Source organism: Micromonospora sp. B9E7 (genome assembly GCF_039871815.1).
GTDB lineage: Bacteria > Actinomycetota > Actinomycetes > Mycobacteriales > Micromonosporaceae > Micromonospora.
In genome coordinates this window covers 215699-232440 of sequence record NZ_JBDPLX010000003.1, presented here as the reverse complement: position 1 = coordinate 232440, position 16742 = coordinate 215699, and the positions used below count along the sequence as shown (strand labels likewise).

Annotated in this window: 10 protein-coding genes; 2 read left to right on the top strand and 8 right to left on the bottom strand. The window is 68.9% G+C overall.

The genetic code is table 11. The features are described from left to right. Nucleotides 1–42: 42 nt before the first annotated feature. Nucleotides 43–3177 (bottom strand): NACHT domain-containing protein, encoded by a 3135-nt coding sequence (locus ABGB10_RS06295; protein WP_347659896.1) that lies wholly within the window; start codon nucleotides 3175–3177, stop codon nucleotides 43–45. A gap of 296 nt (nucleotides 3178–3473) precedes the next feature. Between ABGB10_RS06295 and ABGB10_RS06290 the strand changes: the two genes are divergently transcribed. Then, a complete protein-coding gene (locus ABGB10_RS06290) occupies nucleotides 3474–6458 on the top strand; it encodes a glycoside hydrolase family 3 C-terminal domain-containing protein (protein WP_347659895.1) in 2985 nt (994 codons plus the stop codon). Nucleotides 6459–6511: 53 nt separating this feature from the next. Here the strand turns inward: ABGB10_RS06290 and ABGB10_RS06285 are convergent, their stop codons facing one another. Genes ABGB10_RS06285 through ABGB10_RS06275 form a run of 3 tightly spaced genes read right to left on the bottom strand, consistent with a single transcriptional unit; the run spans nucleotide 6512 to nucleotide 10025 of the window. Then, nucleotides 6512–8608, bottom strand: a complete 2097-nt coding sequence (locus ABGB10_RS06285; RefSeq protein ID WP_347660149.1) for a CotH kinase family protein — start codon at nucleotides 8606–8608, stop codon at nucleotides 6512–6514. Then, a complete protein-coding gene (locus ABGB10_RS06280; protein ID WP_347659894.1) occupies nucleotides 8605–9426 on the bottom strand; it encodes a polyphosphate polymerase domain-containing protein in 822 nt (273 codons plus the stop codon). The genes ABGB10_RS06285 and ABGB10_RS06280 overlap by 4 nt, the downstream gene beginning before the upstream one ends. Continuing rightward, complete coding sequence (locus ABGB10_RS06275) at nucleotides 9423–10025, bottom strand: DUF4956 domain-containing protein (RefSeq protein WP_347659893.1); 603 nt, start codon at nucleotides 10023–10025, stop codon at nucleotides 9423–9425. The genes ABGB10_RS06280 and ABGB10_RS06275 overlap by 4 nt, the downstream gene beginning before the upstream one ends. Nucleotides 10026–10906: 881 nt before the next feature. On the opposite strand from ABGB10_RS06275, the gene ABGB10_RS06270 reads away from it, so the two are divergent. Next, entirely contained in the window at nucleotides 10907–13606 is a 2700-nt protein-coding gene (locus ABGB10_RS06270) for an RICIN domain-containing protein (protein WP_347659892.1), read from the top strand. Nucleotides 13607–13650: 44 nt separating this feature from the next. On the opposite strand, the gene ABGB10_RS06265 is transcribed toward ABGB10_RS06270, so the two are convergent. The 4 genes from ABGB10_RS06265 to ABGB10_RS06250 all read right to left on the bottom strand — a co-directional run bounded on the left by ABGB10_RS06265 (nucleotide 13651) and on the right by ABGB10_RS06250 (nucleotide 16688). Further along, a complete protein-coding gene (locus ABGB10_RS06265) occupies nucleotides 13651–14862 on the bottom strand; it encodes a DUF1996 domain-containing protein (protein ID WP_347659891.1) in 1212 nt (403 codons plus the stop codon). A 191-nt stretch (nucleotides 14863–15053) separates the two neighbouring features. Then, entirely contained in the window at nucleotides 15054–15275 is a 222-nt protein-coding gene (locus ABGB10_RS06260) for a hypothetical protein (protein WP_145785213.1), read from the bottom strand. A gap of 66 nt (nucleotides 15276–15341) precedes the next feature. Further along, nucleotides 15342–16247 carry an ion transporter gene (locus ABGB10_RS06255; protein WP_347659890.1) on the bottom strand — a complete coding sequence of 302 codons (906 nt, stop codon included), beginning with the start codon at nucleotides 16245–16247 and terminating at the stop codon, nucleotides 15342–15344. Between the two features lie 144 nt (nucleotides 16248–16391). Beyond that, nucleotides 16392–16688 carry an amphi-Trp domain-containing protein gene (locus ABGB10_RS06250; RefSeq protein ID WP_347659889.1) on the bottom strand — a complete coding sequence of 99 codons (297 nt, stop codon included), beginning with the start codon at nucleotides 16686–16688 and terminating at the stop codon, nucleotides 16392–16394. Nucleotides 16689–16742: the final 54 nt, after the last annotated feature.

Below are 16742 nucleotides of genomic sequence, written 5' to 3'. Positions count from 1 at the left end.
TCCTTTGCGGGCCTGGTCTACCGCGACCCGCAGGCCGGCGGCTCACCGCGCAGGGGTCACCTGGCTTCGCGCGGAGTCGTCGGCTGCTCCTCGTTGCGTGGTGAGGTTGGGCCGGGGCTGCCCGATGGTTGTCGAGCTGTCGGTGCGCTCGGCGACGAGCCGGGCCAGCTCGTCGAGAGTCTGCTGCGAGAGGTGGCCGGTCGACAGGCTGGACCACCAGCCCGTCCGCCACCGGATCAGATGCCGTGGCCAGAACGGGAGGCTCTCGTTCTCCCGTCGGCGTCGGTCGGCGCAGGTGACCGTCTCGTCCAGGACGAGCACGGCGTCGTCGGTACAGAGGATGCGTTGCCGGCGAACGCGATTTGCCAGCAACCGCAGACCGTCGTCGGAGCGCAACTGTCGTACCACCTGCCGCATCGCGTCGGCGTCCAGCACCTTCTGCCCGGACACGGCCAGCAGTCGTCGACGGTCCGCCCACTCGTGCCGCAGGTAGGCCACCGTGACCCAGGTCGCCACCAGGCCGGCGAGGGCGTAGACGACCGGCGTCATGGCGGCCGTGACCTGCGGGTGCGTGTCCTTCGCCCACAGTGACGCTCGGAGCGACAGGGGTAGGGCCGCCACGGTCGCGACCGCCCACACGATCCCCCTGAGCCGCTGGCCCCACCCGATCCGGACGAACGCCATGACGGCCGCCGGGACGACGATCAGCGGGAGGAACGGCCAGGCCAGCAGCCGGGTGGTCGTACCCCAGGCCACGGCGGCGACCGCAGCCGCGGGCCAGAAGGCCGTGTAGAGCAGCGCGACGAAGAAGATTACGCCCCAGAGCGTGTGGCCGACCGGAGGCTGCGGCAGCCCCGACTCCCGGTACAGGGCGATGCCCAGCCCGGTGAACAGCGCCAGCAGTCGGACGCAGGCGTTGGCGAACGTGCTGAACGCCCAGTTGCCGGGTGGCATCACCGTGGATCGCACTCTGTTCACCAGTAACCCGGCAACCCAGATCGCGGCGATGATGCCGACGGCGGCAGACCCGCCGGCAGCCCATCCCATCCGCGGCCCCGCACCCTGGAAGATCGCGCCGGCGCCGAAGGTCAGAATGACGAGTAGGGGGGTCACCAGCGTGTTCCACCGCAGTAACCGCGCGGCGCGAAGCTGCGGCCCCGGCTCGTGCAGCCGGGACAACTGCGCCCGGACGGTTGGCCAGTCGAACAGCAGCCTTCCCTGACTGGCCTGGTCGATCAGCGCCAACCGGAGGTGGCGGCTCAGTTGTGCCGGCACCGCCGGTAGCCGCCCGGCGTACCTGTAGGCCGCACCCCGCAGCAGCATGCTCTTCGACGAGAACGACTCCTCCAGGATCGTCTCGGCCGTCGACGGCTCGGCGAGGAGCGTGCCCTGCACGGCCCACAGTTGGTAGTGCCGCCGCTGGGATGCCCAGGCGGCGTCGAGCAGTGTCGTGACGCTGGCTCGAATCGAGGCGGGCACGTCCTCGGGTCGGCCGGCGAGACCGGTGTCCAGGAGGTCCAGCAGGTGCAGGCTGTCGGGGGGCCACTGGAAGGCGAGCGGATCGTCCGGGGCGGCGAGCGTCGCCGCGCCTCGGGCGAGAATCCCGCCGGCCGACGCGATCAGGGCCGTCACCGCCTCGCCGTCCTGGGTCTGGAGCAGGGCGACGGCGGTCTCCCGCCAACGGCCGTCGAGGAGCAGGGCCTCGACGGGCACCCGGTTCGGCTCGCGGATGACCACGCAGGTGGCGAAGTACTCCTGGAACCGGCGGTGGGCGAAGGTGAACGGCACCTCGTCGCCCGGGCTTCCGCCCTCCGGCGCCTGAGCCAGCTTGACGTACTCCAGGGCGTCCAACAGCCTGTGCAGCCGGGCTGGGTCGATCGGCCGGCCGTCGATCAGAATGCCGTCGAGCAGCCTGGCCACCTGTGCCCGGGAGGGGCTCAGCCCGACGCCGAACTCGGCGGTCAGGCGAAACGCGATCTCCTCGGCGACCTGCCGCAGCTCGTCCGGGTCCACCGAGAACCGCTGGCCGATCCGCTCCCGATCCCTTTCCAGCCGGCTGCGCACGAAGGTCTCGAAGATCGCGTGCGAGGAGTTCGGAAAGGCGCCGGTCGTCCGCACGTGCTCGCACAGCAGGCCGAGCAGCATCGGGTTTCCGGACAGTCGGGTCACCATCGGGTCGGCGCCGGCCAGGGCGGCGTACACCTGCCCCTCGGCGTCGGGTGCCAGGTCCGCCTTGCGGATCAGTTCGCGCTTCTGTCGGTCGGTCAGCCGTTGGACGGTGAACCGGGGCCAGCCGAAGCGGCGCGGGCCCTTGAACTCGCGGGAGGCGATCACGCCGGGGCTGACGTTCATCCCGTGCAGGAAGTCGTAGAGGGCATCGGCGTAGCGGCCCACGGTGGCGTCCAGCTCGGTGGCGGTGAGCACCTCCGGGATCTCGTCGAACGAGTCGAACAGGAACAGCCAGGTGCCGTCCCGCATGCCCGAGGTGAACTCGTCGTCCAGGAACTGCTCGACGTCGCGGCTGTTGGCCCGGTTGAGCTGGTCCAGCACGAACGACCGGACGGTCTCCGCGTCCAGACGTCCGTCCACCGGGCGCAGTTGCTTCAGGTTGACGTAGAGCGGGATCCGGCTGTCCAGCCGAGGGTGTCGCATGGCCCGGCCCGCGAGCGCCCGCGCCGCGTTACGCATCGCCACGCTCTTGCCCGACCCCGGTTCGCCCTGCAGGACGATCAACCGCTCGGTACTGCGTTGCAGCGCCGAGGACAGCGACTTCTCCCGACGGAGGTCGTCGCGCCCGCGATGCAGTCGACGGGGCAGGAGGAAGCGTCGACCGCCCTCCATCTCCACCTCGGCTTCCAGCCGGGCGAACCGATGGTCGCGCCACTCCTCGCGCTCGTCGAGGCGTCGCAGCTGACTCTCGACGTGGTCGGCGAACAAGGCGCGCCGTCGCACGCGTCGAGGATCGCGGCGCCGGTCCCACCACCCCTTGAGCTGACGGACGACGACAGCCGCGCCGCGCAGGAGCGGTGCCAGCGAGACCAGCGTCGCCGTCGCCATCAACGCCCCGAACAGCCACGGAGCCCACGTGGGCCGGCCGATTCCCAGGCCGGACAGAAGGGCGAGGAAGAGCTCGTACAGGTTGGCCGAGCCACCAGGATCCGGATCGTTCTGATCCACGTGTCACCCCTCCGGACGGCGGCTGATAGTCCACGCTATCGATTCGACGTCGGCGCGACGGTCGGCAATGAGACAGACCCGGCATCCGCTGTCCGGGCGGCGGGGACCGGCCTTGTCCGCGCATAGATGCCCACCTATAGTTGCGCGAATCGCGCACCTTCCTGACCGTGGTGCCGCGGTGGGGTCGTCGAAGCGCTTCGATGATTCGTCGTTCAGGCCCGTCAGCCGGGTGTCGAGCCTGGCCACACCGGTCTTGGCGCTGAATCGCGCCTGTCGTACGACAAGAGGAGAACCGCATGCGGAAGTGGCGCCTTCGGCGCGGAATCACCGCGCTCGCGCTTGCCCTGCTGGCCCTACCCGCCGTTCCCGGCACCGCGCTCGCCGAACCGACCTACCCGTTCCGAGATCCCCACCTGCCGGTGAACGCCCGGGTCGACGACCTGCTCGGGCGGCTCACCCTGGACGAGAAGATCTCCTGGCTGCACCAGTACCAGCCGGCCGTACCCCGACTGGGCATCGGCCTGTTCAAGACCGGCACCGAGGCCCTGCACGGGGTCGCCTGGTCGACCGACATCGACAACAACGGCGCGGTGGTGAAGGCCCGCGGCACGGTCTTTCCGCAGCCGGTGGGCATGGCGAGCACCTGGAACACCGACCTGGTCCGGCAGGTGGGTTCCGCCGTCGGCGACGAGGCGCGCGGCTATCACGCGCAGAACCCCCGGGTGTGGGGTCTGAACCTCTGGGCACCGGTGGTCAACCTGCTGCGCGACCCCCGGTGGGGCCGCAACGAGGAGGGCTACTCGGAGGACCCGGTGCTCACCGGCGCCATCTCCACCGCGTACGGCTCCGGGATGACCGGCGGCGACCCGGACCACCTGAAGAGCGCCCCTACCCTGAAGCACTACCTGGCCTACAACAACGAGGTCCGGCGAGACGTCACCTCGTCCAACGTGCCACCGCGGGTGCTCAACGAGTACGACCGCGCCGCCTTCGAGCCGGCCATCGCCGCCGACGCCGCGACCGGGATGATGGCCGCGTACAACCTGGTCAACGGGCGTCCCGCGACCGTCGACCCAGACCTGGACACCGTGGTACGCGGCTGGACCGACCAGTCCCTGATGCACGTCACGGACGCCTGGGCGCCGAACAACCTCGTCAACTCCCAGAAGTACTACCCCACCCAGGCGGAGGCCAACGCGGCGATCGTCAAGGCCGGCCTCAGCAGCTTCATCACCGACGACACCAACGCCCAGCCGACCGTCACCGCCGTCAAGCAGGCGCTGGCCACCGGCCTGCTGACCGAGGCGGAAATCGACGCCCGGATCCGCGACATCCTGAACATCCGGTTCCGGCTGGGCGAGTTCGACCCGGGCGGCGGCCGGTACGGCGGCATCACCCCGGACGTCATCAACAGCCCGGAACACCAGCGACTCGCCCGGCAGGCTGCCGGTGAGGCCATGGTGCTGCTGAAGAACTCCCGGCAGGCTCTCCCGCTGGACCCGGCCCGGACCCGCAAGGTCGCCGTACTCGGTCCGCTGGCCGACACCCTCTACTCCGACTGGTACGGCGGTGACCTGCCTTACCAGGTGACGGCGCTCGACGGCATCCGCGAACGGCTGGGCGCGTCCGCCAGCGTCGACGGGCTCGACGGGGCGGACCGGATCGCGCTGAAGGACCCGGCGACCGGCCGGTACGTCACGGCCACCGGCACCACCGACGCCGACCCGGTCGCCGCGACCGGCGACACCGCGTCACTCGCCGCCCAGTTCGACGTGGTGGACTGGGGCCAGGACGTGGTGACGCTGCGCAACGCCGCCAACGGCCGTTACCTCGGCTACAACTGGGGGCCGTTCGTCACCCGCGACGAGCAGCCGAACGGCTGGTACGTGCAGCAGCAGTTCAAGCTGGAGCCGCAGGCCGACGGAACCGTGGTGCTGCGCTACGTCGGCTACGAGACCAAGGAGAGCTGGTTCGGGGCCGAGAAGTACGTCACCGTCGGCGACGACGGTGCGCTCAAGCTCGGCGCTTCCACGCCCGACACGGCGACCCACTTCAGTCGCGAGCTGCTCAGCAGTGGGATCGACCGGGCCGTTGCGGCGGCCAGGGTGGCCGACACCGCCGTGCTGGTGGTCGGCAGCAACCCGTTCATCAACGGCCGTGAGGCGCACGACAGGTCCTCCACGGCGTTGAGCGCCGGCCAGGAGGCGCTGGTCAAGGCCGTGGTCAAGGCCAATCCGCGGACGGTGCTGGTGCTCCAGACCAGCTACCCGGTCACGCTCAACTGGGAGCAGGAGCACGTGCCCGCCGTGGTGTGGACCACGCACGCGGGCGCCGAGACCGGGCACGCCATCGCCGACGTCCTGTTCGGCGACCGCAACCCGTCCGGAAAACTCACCCAGACCTGGTACCGCTCCGACCGGCAACTGCCGCCGGACCTGCTGGAGTACGACATCATCTCGTCCGGGCAGACCTACCTGTACAGCAACGCGACACCGCTCTACCCGTTCGGCCACGGGCTGTCGTACACCCGTTTCCGGTACGGCGAACTGCGTACCGCCGCCCAGTCGGTCGCGGCCGACGGCACCGTGCGGGTCAGCGTCGACGTGACGAACGTGGGCACTCGGGCCGGCTCGGAGGTGGTGCAGCTCTACACCCATCAGCGCACGTCCCGCGACACGACCCCGATCCGTCAGCTCAAGGCGTTCCAGCGGGTGGAACTCGCGCCCGGGCAGACCCGGACCGTGACGCTGCGGGTGCCCGCCGCCGACCTGGCGCACTGGGACGTCACCCGCAGCCGGTGGGTGGTCGAGTCGTCCACCTACGACCTGATGGTCGGGGCGTCCGCCGGGGACATCCGGGCCCGGGCCGCGGTGCGTGTGCGCGGGGAGACGATCCCGGCGCGCGACCTGTCCCGGCCCACCCGGGCGGAGACCTTCGACAGGTACGCGGGGGTCCGGCTCGTCGACGAGACGAAGCCCAGCGGTACGGCCGTCGGCGCCACCGAGGCCGGTCAGTGGATCTCCTTCGCCGGTTCGGCGCTGCGTCCCGGCGCGCATACCTTCACCGCGAAGGTCGCCAGGGCCGGCGCGGGTGCCGGCACCATCCAGATCCGGTTGGGGTCGCCCACCGGCCGGCTGCTCGGCACGGCCACCGTGCCCAGCACCGGCGACGACTACCGGTACGTGAGCACCGGCACCGAGTTGGCCCGAGCTGTCGGCACCCATGACGTGTACCTGGTGTTCGACTCCCCGCTGCGGTTGGCGGAATTCACCATCAGGTGACCGGAGGTCCGGGGCCGGTTCGACAGTCGACTCGGCCCCGGGCCCCTGGTTGGTCAGCTCGCCGTGCAGCTCAGCGTCGGTGTGCTGGGCGCGCCCGAGGACGAACCGAGGAACCCGAACGTGGTGCTCGCGCCGGCCGCGAGTGCGCCGTTGTAGGCGACATTGCGGGCGGTGACCGCGGATCCCTGGCTCGTGACGGTCGCGTTCCATGCCTGGGTGACGTTCTGGCCGCCGGCGAAGGTCCACGTCACGGTCCAGTTACTGATCGCCGAGGTCCCCGCGGTGACCCGTACCTCGCCCTGGAAGCCGCCGGTCCACTGGCTGGTCACCGCGTACGTCGCGGTGCAGCCGGTGGTGGGCGGCGGCGTGGTGGGCGGGGGCGTGGTGGGTGGCGGCGTGGTGGGCGGAGGTGTGGTGACGGAACCACCCCAGCCGGCGGTGGAGTCCAGCCAGGCGGCGCGTCGCAGCATCCAGTCCCGCATGACCTGGACCTGCCCCTGCCAGGTGGGCGAGGTCGGGGTGCGGAAGAAGCTGACCGTCGGCGACGTCAGGTTGGGCCAGCGTTGGAAGTTGCGCTGGGCCGCGTTGGTCAGCGGTGTCGCGAGAGCGTTGATCCGGGTCTGGAGCGCGGCGTCGGAGAGCAGGCCGCGTCGCAGCGTCTGCCAGCGTGACCGGGCCTGGTTGACGAACGCGGGGTCGCGCAGCAACTGGGCGAACCAGTCGTTGGCCGACGGCTGCCGGGTCTGCTGGTGCTGCCAGCCCGACACCTGGTCGTTGGCGAAGAATCCACCGACGCCGAAGCTCAGGTCGAAGTCCCACAGCGGACCCGCGAAGATCTTGCTGTCCCGGTCCTTGTAGAAGTGCGAGCTGCGGACGTAGGCGTCCATCTCCCGGCTCAGCTCGTTGACGATCATGAGGTCGACGAAGGAGTCGACGTCGATGTACTTGCGGTATCCGGTGGTCGGGTCGGCGAAGTTCGACGAGTGCAGCACGTCGTTGAACTCCTGGAGGTGACCGCGCAACCAGTCGCGTTGCTGCGGTTGCAGGGGCGACGGATCGGCAACCTCAAGGTAGTTCCAGCAGGTCGCCGCCGGTCCGGTGCACGGCAACGTCGGCTCCTCGGCCGCCATCCACTCGAACTTCCAGATGTACCCGCCCTGGATCTTCGGCAGGGTCACGTCGTCGGAGTCCAACTGCTTGAGGTCGAGGCGGTCCTTGGAGTTCTTGATCGTTTCCATGAACATGTAGACGCCCATGTAGTCGCTGGCACCTACCGGTCCGGTGTCCGTGTTCAGGTAGAACTCGGCGAACGCGTAGCGCGGAGCCGGCAGCCCCATCTCGCGCCCGAGGTCGTAGACGAGCGCCTCGCGGATCAGCGCCTTGTCGGGGAACGGGCCGCGCAACACCCAGTCCGAGTCGGCGGGCATGCCCAGCACCGGGTGGTCGGCGTCGTCATCCTCGTTGTCCCAGAACTCGACCCGGAACGGCGTCTTCTCGAACGTCGCGGACGAGTTGCCGCGCAGCCGGAATCCCGCCCGGGTGCTGAGCGTCGGGGCGGCCGAAAGTGACGTGGTGCCGCCGCTCGTCGGTTCGAAGATCATGGTGGTGGCGTCGAGGTACTCGCGGTCGGGCCGGCCCGCACCGTACGAGTCGATCAGCACCACCGGCAGGTCGTGGGCGGTGGTGACGTTCTGCGCGGCGTACATGGCGGTGCCGGGTGCACCCGTTGGCGTCTGGCCGACGAACGCCTGTGCCCGCAACTGGGTGGTGCGGGTGAAGCGCAGCGCCGAGCCCGCGTAGAGCGACGACTGGGCGGTGGGCGGCTGCCCATCGGTGGTGTAGCGGATCTGGGCGCCGCTGACCGTGCTGCCCAGCGTCACCGCCAGCTCCCCCTGGAAGGTGCCGCTGGGCACGGAGAAGGTGATGTCGCCGACCAGATCGTCTGCCGCGGTCGGTGCGGCGCCGGGATCGGCGGCCTCGGTGCCGGCGAGGAGTTCGCGGACGGGTTCGGCGACCTGGGTTGCGGCGACGGGCTCGGCGCCGGCCTGTGGCGAATGCACCACGAGGAGGCCTGCGGCGAAAACGGTGGCGGCGACGATCCCGGCGGCACGAAGGGCCACCACCGGAAGACCGGTGTTGCGGGTGGTCATGCGCACGATGCCTCCTGTTCTGATCGGGTGGGAACGGTCAACTCCGGGAGCGCCGCAGGCGGGTTGGCGCGGAAGTGGCGGCGTAGCGTCCGTCGCCATGGCACGTCGGGAAGGTCCAGCCGGAGGGCCGCGAGCCCGGTCGCGTACTTCGAGATGCGTACGGGCCGGGACCCGCGCTGCCACAGGGTGCGGTCGACAAGCGAGGGAGCCGAGCTGGTCTTGGTCTCGACGACGGCGATGCCGGGCAGTCGCAGTGTGCGGTCACCGTCCTGCCAGGTGAGGCCGGTGTCGATGGTGACTCGGCTCGCGGTCGCCGGCAGCAGCAGAGTGGAGCGACGGTAGCTGGTGACCAGCACCGGCTCGAGCGGGCTGGCCGCGAGGTCGGACAGGATCGACTCGCGGTCGAGTACACCGTTCACGAACCCGCGTCCGGACCGGACGGTGCGGCGGTCCTCGACGAGATACGGCAGTCGGTGCTTGGTGACCCGTCCACGTGCTCCGCTGATCTTCACTTCCAGCCAGCACTGGGCCGAGTCGAGGTAGGTCCGGGTCCGTACCTTGAAGCGCCTGCGCCGCCGGTACGCGGCGCAGTGGTAGCTGGCCAGACAGGGCGTGTCGAAGTACACCGACTCGTAGCGGAAGGTGCGCTCACCATCGATGTCCAGCACCCGGGCGTACGGGACGAACTGGTCCAGCAGGTGCGGCAGCTCGTCCACCGCGATCACGTACTTGCGGTCCACCCTGCTCTGCAGCGCCGCTCGGTCGATCACCTCGGCGAGTGCGATCGGTGCCAGCCCCGCCAGCGGTGGCGCGGTCACCGGACCGCTCCGATTCGTACCCGCTTGCTGGTGCCGGCCGCCGTGCTGCGCCGGGCGACCGAGTACCGAACGTCGACCACGGTGGTCTCGTTGACCATGTCGAGCCGCTGGACGATGGCGTTGTGCACCCGGGCGTTGAGCAGTTGCTCCAACTGGGCGACGAGAGCGACCTGATCGGTGACCGCGGAGTCGAGCACCATGATCTGGTGCCGGTAGTGCCGGAGCAGCCGCCGGTGGTCACCGACGAACATGACCGCGACGATGAGCGCCATCAGGCCCGCGCTGAGCCAGACCGAGGTGGTGCTGAGCGCGCCGAGAATGCCCAGTGCGAGAGCGGAGAAGTAGTACGCGACCTCGTGCTGGTCGAGCTCCGTCGATCGGAGTCGGATGATGGAGAGCACCCCGAACAGCGCCAGCCCCAGCCCGAGCCCGGCGCCGACGTCGCTGGCGCTCAGCGCGCTCGCCACCGCGAGGACGCCGACGTTGACCCCCAGATAGGCGACGACCAGGTCGCGCCGGCGGTGCCGCGGGAAGTAGAGCCCGAACACGAGCAGCGCCACCGCGCAGATGTCGATCGCGAACAGGACGAGCTGCGACATCGCTGGGGTTCCTCCTGGTCAGCCGCCGGAACGGACCGACGTTGGGCCGCCGTCGCTGCGTGGCGACCTGCGGAAGGTGGCCGGACCTCCGGGTTACTTTTCGGTAAACTTTCGGTATTTCGCTGGTGACTGTAAGCAGAACATCAACGTAAGTCAATGTGTGATCCATGCGGCGCTCCCGGCCCCCGGGCTGCCTGGCGAGGGTTCGGTGCGGCTGACGTGGGCGGTGCCGAGGGCGGTGCCTTGACTTGTTGGGTCGCCGAAACTTTCGGAACCTTTCGGCGTCGCGGCGTCTCGATTGATCGGGGCCCGGGGCGGGTTGACCGTCGGCGAGGTCCGGGGTGGCCGCTGACTCTCTCGTGCCGGCCGGCGTTGGCGGGGCTCAGCAACCGCGGTGCCTGTGGAGCTGATGCCGCAGACGAATCAGGCGAGAGGGCCCATGGCAGTGGTGTCGCGACGCACCGCGCGCGGTGACGCACCGCGCGCGAGGACGCACCGTGCGCCGGGACGCCTGTCGGTGATGCCGTAAGCGATTCAGCTCCAAAGGAGGGTCGCGCCACCCGCGCTCCCGGTGCCGACGGCGCCGGCTGGCGAGCCCCGCCTCGTCGCTACGGATTCGTCGGACGACGTGAGCAGGGGTACGCGGTCGGTGTGGCCGATCTGCCCGGTAGGAGGTCATTTCTGCATAGACGCCTTCCAATTGACGGTTGCATTCGTCAGACGTGTGACCTACGCTCCCAGTAAGAATTTCGGGGCGGTTAACAAAGAGTGCGGTCGGGGCGACGGAAGTCCCCACCGGCCCTTAGTGGCGTCGCTGTTCCGTACTCGTCGCTCGATACGCGCTTTGGGCACCACATCGACGACCAGTGGGAGGAACAGACGTGAAGTCAGCCGTATCCACCGCTCGAGTGTCATTGTTGGCGGTGGCGGCGCTTGTCGCCGCCACGTTGCCGGCCGTGATGACAAACTCGCTGCCGGCCTCGGCCGCAGCCCAGGCCACGTACTACGTCGCCCCGGACGGTAACGACGCCAACCCCGGAACCCTGCAATCGCCGTTCCGGACCCTGGAGCGTGCGCGGGATGTCGTTCGTACGGTAAATGCGAACATGACCGGCGACATCAACGTGTATCTGCGCGGTGGGAGTTATCCGATCGGCGGCACTGTCGAATTCGGTCAGAGTGACTCCGGCACCAACGGATTCCGGGTCGTCTACGGTGCGTACGCCAATGAGAAGCCGATTCTCGACGGTGGCGTCCAGGTGACCGGTTGGACCCAGCACAGCGGCAACATCTGGAAGGCGCCGTTGGACCGCGCCAACAAGCTGCGTGCGCTCTACGTCAACGACAAGCGTGCCTACATGGCGTCGAAGACGATCAGCTCGGGCGGGTGCTACGGGACGTACAACATCACGGCCGGTCAGGCCGCATGGGCCTGGGAGTCGGGGTCGCAGTGTGACGGCGCCAGGTACAACCTGAACGATTTCCCCGCCGTTCCGCGCAACCAGGACGACATCGAGATCGAGACGGGAACGACCTGGACCACGGCCATCGTGGGCGCCCGCCAGGTGACCACGAGTTCCGACGGCGCGAGCCGGGTCGCCCTGTTCCAGCAACCGGGTGCGGCCATCGCCCAGGGTGCCTTCAACGGCAACGCCCAGGTCGGCGGCACCCACAAACTCATGAACGCGTACGAGTTCCTGGACGCGCCCGGCGAGTTCTACTACGACAAGGGCGCCAAGACGGTCTACTACTACAAGGCCAGCGCCGAGAACATGCAGACCGCGACGGTCTATGCGCCGAACAACGTGACCACCGTGCTGCGGGTCGCTGGCACCTCGACGAGCAACCACGCCCGCAACATCACGTTCTCCGGCCTGACGGTGCGGCACTCGGACTGGAACCTGTTCAACGTCGCCGGTTCGTCCTACAAGCAGGCGCAGCAGGGCAACCTCGGAGCCCAGGCGTACGCGAAGGGCAACTTCCACGTCTACTACTACCGCAACGTGGACGTCACTCCCGGCATCATCCAGATCCAGAACGCCGACGGCCTGCTGCTGCAACGCAACCGGATCGAGCACACCGGCGCTGACGGAATCAACATGGTCAACGACGTGCAGGGCACCCAGTTGATCGGGAACGCCACCAACGACATCGCCGGGTCCGCCATCACCGTGGGCCATCCCCAGCACGTCTACATCGGAGACGGCACGTCGACCAACCGGGAGAAGTACTCCGCTCAGGTCGAGGGGCTGCCGAAGAACATCGACATCAAGAACAACTACCTCTACGACAGCGCTGTCCTGTTCAACGGGCACAGCCCCATCTCGGCGTACTTCGCCGACACCCTGACCATCCAACGCAACCGGATCGAGAAGACCCCGTGGTCAGGCATCACCCTGGGTTGGGGCTGGTGGAACTTCGACGGATCGTCGGGCTCGATCGTGCCCAACCGACCCACCACGACGGCGCGAAACAACACCATCAGCCACAACCACATCATCGACACGGTGCAGCGCCTGAGTGACACGGCGCCCATCTACACGTTGGGCAGCCAGCCGGGGACCACGATCACCAACAACTATCTCCAGGGCGTCCCCTCCGGCCACAAATACGGACTGCACCCGGACGAGGGGTCGGCGTTCATCACGTTCCGGGACAACGTCCTGAGCATCGACAAGAACGTCACCTGGATGATCAATTCCGACGACTTCGGGCGGAAGCACGACCTGAGCATCACGCAGATCTACGGCCCGATCAACAAGGTCTCGAACAAGAACCTGCCGAACAGCACGGTCGCCGACATCCTCGTCTCCTCCGACTATGTCTGGCCGGCGGCGGCCTACAGCATCGCGGCGAACTCCGGCCTCGAGGACGCGTACCGGGACATCATCCCGGCGAGCACCTTCTCCGCGCCGAACTACGTGCTGCCGGCCAGCACGTTCGTCACCAGTGCCACGGCGTCGATCCCGATCCGCAGCACCGGCGACGCCACCAGGTCGGTCTGGCTGGCTCCGTACGGCACCACCACCTTCACCGCCGGGGCGACGATGACCAGGGCGGGCGGCACCGCCACCTCCATCGCCGTGCCGGCGACCCAGGGTGAGTACCGGCTCTACGTCGTCGACGCCCAGGGCAACCGGTCGGCCGAGTCGACCTCGATCGTCCGCCAGCAGGGCGGTGGCAGCGGTACGGGGAACGGACAGCTCGTGGGTGGCCAGTCCGGCCGCTGCGTCGAGGTCCCCAACTCGTCGACCACCAACGGCACCCAGGTGCAGCTCTACGACTGCGCCAGCGGCACGAACCAGCGGTGGACCTCCACCAGCAGCAAGCAACTGACCGTGTACGGCAACAATTGCCTGGACGCCTCCGGGGCGGGCACGGCCAACGGCACCCAGGTCATCATCTGGGACTGCCACGGCGGCACGAACCAGCAGTGGAACGTCAACACCAACGGCACCGTGACGAACGTCCAGTCGGGGCTCTGCCTCGATGCCAACGGCGCCGCCACCGCCAACGGCACCAAGATCATCCTTTGGTCCTGCAACGGTGGCACGAACCAGCAGTGGACGCTGCGTAGCTGACCCACGCAGACCCCGGGGCCAGGCCGACACGGGCCTGGCCCCGGCTATTTCTGGTAGCCGTAGTTGTCGCAGGTCCGGCGCTGCAACACGCAGTTCTTGGTGCGCTTGTTCATGGTGTTGAGGTCCCACATCACGAACGCGTCGCCGTGCATCGACGAAGCGCTCTTGCCCTCCTTGTCGGAGGAGAGGTAGTAGCCCGCCGGGGTGCCCTTCGCCGGGTACTGGATGTCGAAGGTGATCGCCGGGATCCGCACCGGGTGGCTGGTCGGGCAGGCGTTGCCGCTGCCGTACGCCACATGGTCCTTGTGGTTGGGGCTGTCCAGGTGCTTGCCGTCCCAGCAGTCCGGGAACTGCATCATGAAGTGCAGGGTCGCGTCCCCGCCACAGATGGGCCAGTTGCCGTTGGTGCTGCGGGCGATGCCGTCGAGGTCGCCGGGGCCGTAGAAGGCGCAGTAGAACTGGCCGGTCGCGCCGCGCGGCGTCGGCTTCTTCTTCTTGGCGTCACCGGAGATCATGCGCAGGCCGTTGGGCATCGGCATCTGGCCGGTGGAGTTCTTCGCGAGCGAGCGGTAGTAGACCCGGAAACCCGTGGTCTCGACCGGCTTGCCGGTCGCGTTGTCGTAGAGCGTGGGCACCCAGTAGGCGGAGTGGTCCTGGACCGGCTTGCAGGAGGTGGCGGTGAACTTCGTCAGGTCCCCGGCGACGGTGTTGGCGTCGACGGCCTTGTTGCCGACGAACGAGTGCATGTGGGACGCGCCCGGTAGGCCGGGGGCCACGATCGGGTCGTCCGGTAGCCGGTGGCTGTACTGGCAGTCCGCCCGGAACTCCGGGAGGTTGCCTACGCCGGCCGGGACCGGATCGACCTGCAGAGCCTTGTACGCGTCCGACTGCGCCTTCCAGGCGGCCCGGTCGACGGGCACCCAACCGGTCACGGGGACCTTCGGCGTGGCCGCGTTCGACGGCGTCGCGGATGCCGGCGGGGTCGCGGAGACAGCCGGTGTCGCGGAGGCCGACGCCGCCACCCCGGGTGACTCGGCCTGCCCGGCCGACGGCGACGGGTATTCGAGGGCGTTGGCCGCGTTCGACGGCTCGGGCGTCACGTCGCCATTGCCCAGGTACACGCCGGCGGCCGCGATGACGAGCGCGACCGCGGCCCCCGCGGCCATGCCCCACCTGTTGCGGGCGAGCCAACTCGGCGGGCGGTGACGGGACGGCGGTTGGCTCGCGTCCTCATCGGGCAAGGAGGCGTACGACACGGGTCACTCCCAACGAGCGGACGACGGCGCTGACCCGGACGGCCACGGCCGCCGTATGGTAGGCGCTTCCCGATCACACCCGACAGCTTCTTAAAGCTTCTTTAAAGGATGTTGGTCGTTTCGCTTTCGCAGGTGAGGCACCGACCGTCAGGCTCGACGATCGGTGCCTCGACCCGGCGCTGCCGACGTCGTTACTTGGCGGCGCTCAGGGCGACCAGTGCCTGGGCGGTGCGGAAGTACGGGCTGCGACCGAGGTCGCCCACGGTGGTGATGTTGAACGCCTCCTTGAGCAGCTTCGCGTCTCCGGCGCTGACGCCGGTGAGGGCGCTCACCGGGGAGTCGACCAGCTCGGCGAGGGTCTTGTCCTGGTAGGCCTTGACGACGAGCTTGCTGAAATCGGCGGTGACGCTCATGCGATCTCCTACGGCAGCAGGTGGGACATCCCACCCGGAAGCGGAACTAGCGGATGAATTAGATCATCACCCGGGAACGCGGTCCACAGAGGACGGTTGCGATTCGGGTGCCGTGTCCGGGGCCTTCGGCAGCCGGTGCTCCAGGTCGGTGATGATCCTGCGTAGCTGTGCCAACTGCTCGTGCACGGACGGCTCGCCGGGCCCGTCGCTGGTCTCCGGCCGGACGACGCGCGACGCCGCGGCCCGCTCCTCCTGATGGGCCTCGTCCAGGGCGTTCAAGACCACCCCCACCAGGAGGTTCGTCAGCAGGTAGCAGGCGGCGATCATGTACGAGACGTAGTACAGCACCGCCCACCCCGTGACCTCCCGGCCGGCCTCGAGGGTGTCGGTGATGCCGTCCAACGACAACAGCAGGAACAGCGTGAGCATGGCCTGCCCCACCGTGCCGTACCGCTCGGGCATCGCCACTCCGAACAACATCCAGCCGAGCATCGCGTACCCGTACAGCACGAGGACCGTGACCAGGAGGAAGCTGCCGAGCCCGGGAAGGCTGCGTCGGATCCCGACGAGGATCACGCGCAGGCTGGGGAAGAGGCGGAACGCGCGGACGATGCGGGCCAGGCGCAGCAGCCTCAGCATCGTGACGTTCTCGCGTACGCCGGGCATCAGCGGCGCTACGACGATGAGTAGGTCGAAGACGTTCCACGGATCCCGGAAGAAGTCGCCGGGCCGGCGCAGGTGCGCCCCGAACCGCGCCAACAGTTCGACCGCGAAGTACGCCAGGCACGCGTACTCGATGGTCTGCAGCGGGGCCCCGGCCACCGCGATGGTCCGGCCGTACGTCTCCAGACCCAACGCCAACGCGTTGAGGGCGATCACGACGAAACTGGCCAGACTGAACCAGGGTGCGGTCACCAACTCCTGGCACGCATCGGCCAGGCGGTACGTCCGACCAGGTGCTGCGCTCGTCATCGTTCCTCTCGACCCGTCCGGGACCACCATGCAGACCAGATCACCCCGGCCGGGCGCCGCATCGGGCCGACTGTCTGGCCGGGGTGACGGCGGTGGCGGCCACCGGCGTCGATGGCCGCCGTGCGACAGGTTGCCGCCGCGAGGTCACGCGTCCGGCGTGGCCTCGGCCTGCGCGTCTTCGTTCGACGGCTCCTCGACCTGGTCCACTGCCTGCGCCGACGTCGGCGCAGGCACGGTCCAGGAGAACTCGATCTCGACGGACAGCTCCGTCTCGCTCTCCCGTTCGATCTCCAGCTCGCACCGCACGGTGTCCGCCACGGACACGGCGCCCGCCGCGCCGTAGAAGATCCGGCCATCGGACTCCAGCTGGTTTGCCAGCTGACGCAACCAGGCGGCCAGGTCCGAGCGTGGCACCGTTCGGGCGTCCTCGTAGATATCCATGCCGGCCATGCTCGCATTCCACAAAGGACGAACCAGGGAAGGGCTTCGGCCGCA

Excerpts from the sequence above, each read along its gene's own strand:
- ABGB10_RS06290 (WP_347659895.1), top strand. The coding sequence starts at position 3,474 with ATGCGGAAGTGGCGCCTTCGGCGCGGAATCACCGCGCTCGCGCTTGCC.
- ABGB10_RS06285 (WP_347660149.1), bottom strand. The coding sequence starts at position 8,608 with ATGACCACCCGCAACACCGGTCTTCCGGTGGTGGCCCTTCGTGCCGCC.
- ABGB10_RS06275 (WP_347659893.1), bottom strand. The coding sequence starts at position 10,025 with ATGTCGCAGCTCGTCCTGTTCGCGATCGACATCTGCGCGGTGGCGCTG.
- ABGB10_RS06260 (WP_145785213.1), bottom strand. The coding sequence starts at position 15,275 with ATGAGCGTCACCGCCGATTTCAGCAAGCTCGTCGTCAAGGCCTACCAG.
- ABGB10_RS06255 (WP_347659890.1), bottom strand. The coding sequence starts at position 16,247 with ATGACGAGCGCAGCACCTGGTCGGACGTACCGCCTGGCCGATGCGTGC.
- ABGB10_RS06250 (WP_347659889.1), bottom strand. The coding sequence starts at position 16,688 with ATGGATATCTACGAGGACGCCCGAACGGTGCCACGCTCGGACCTGGCC.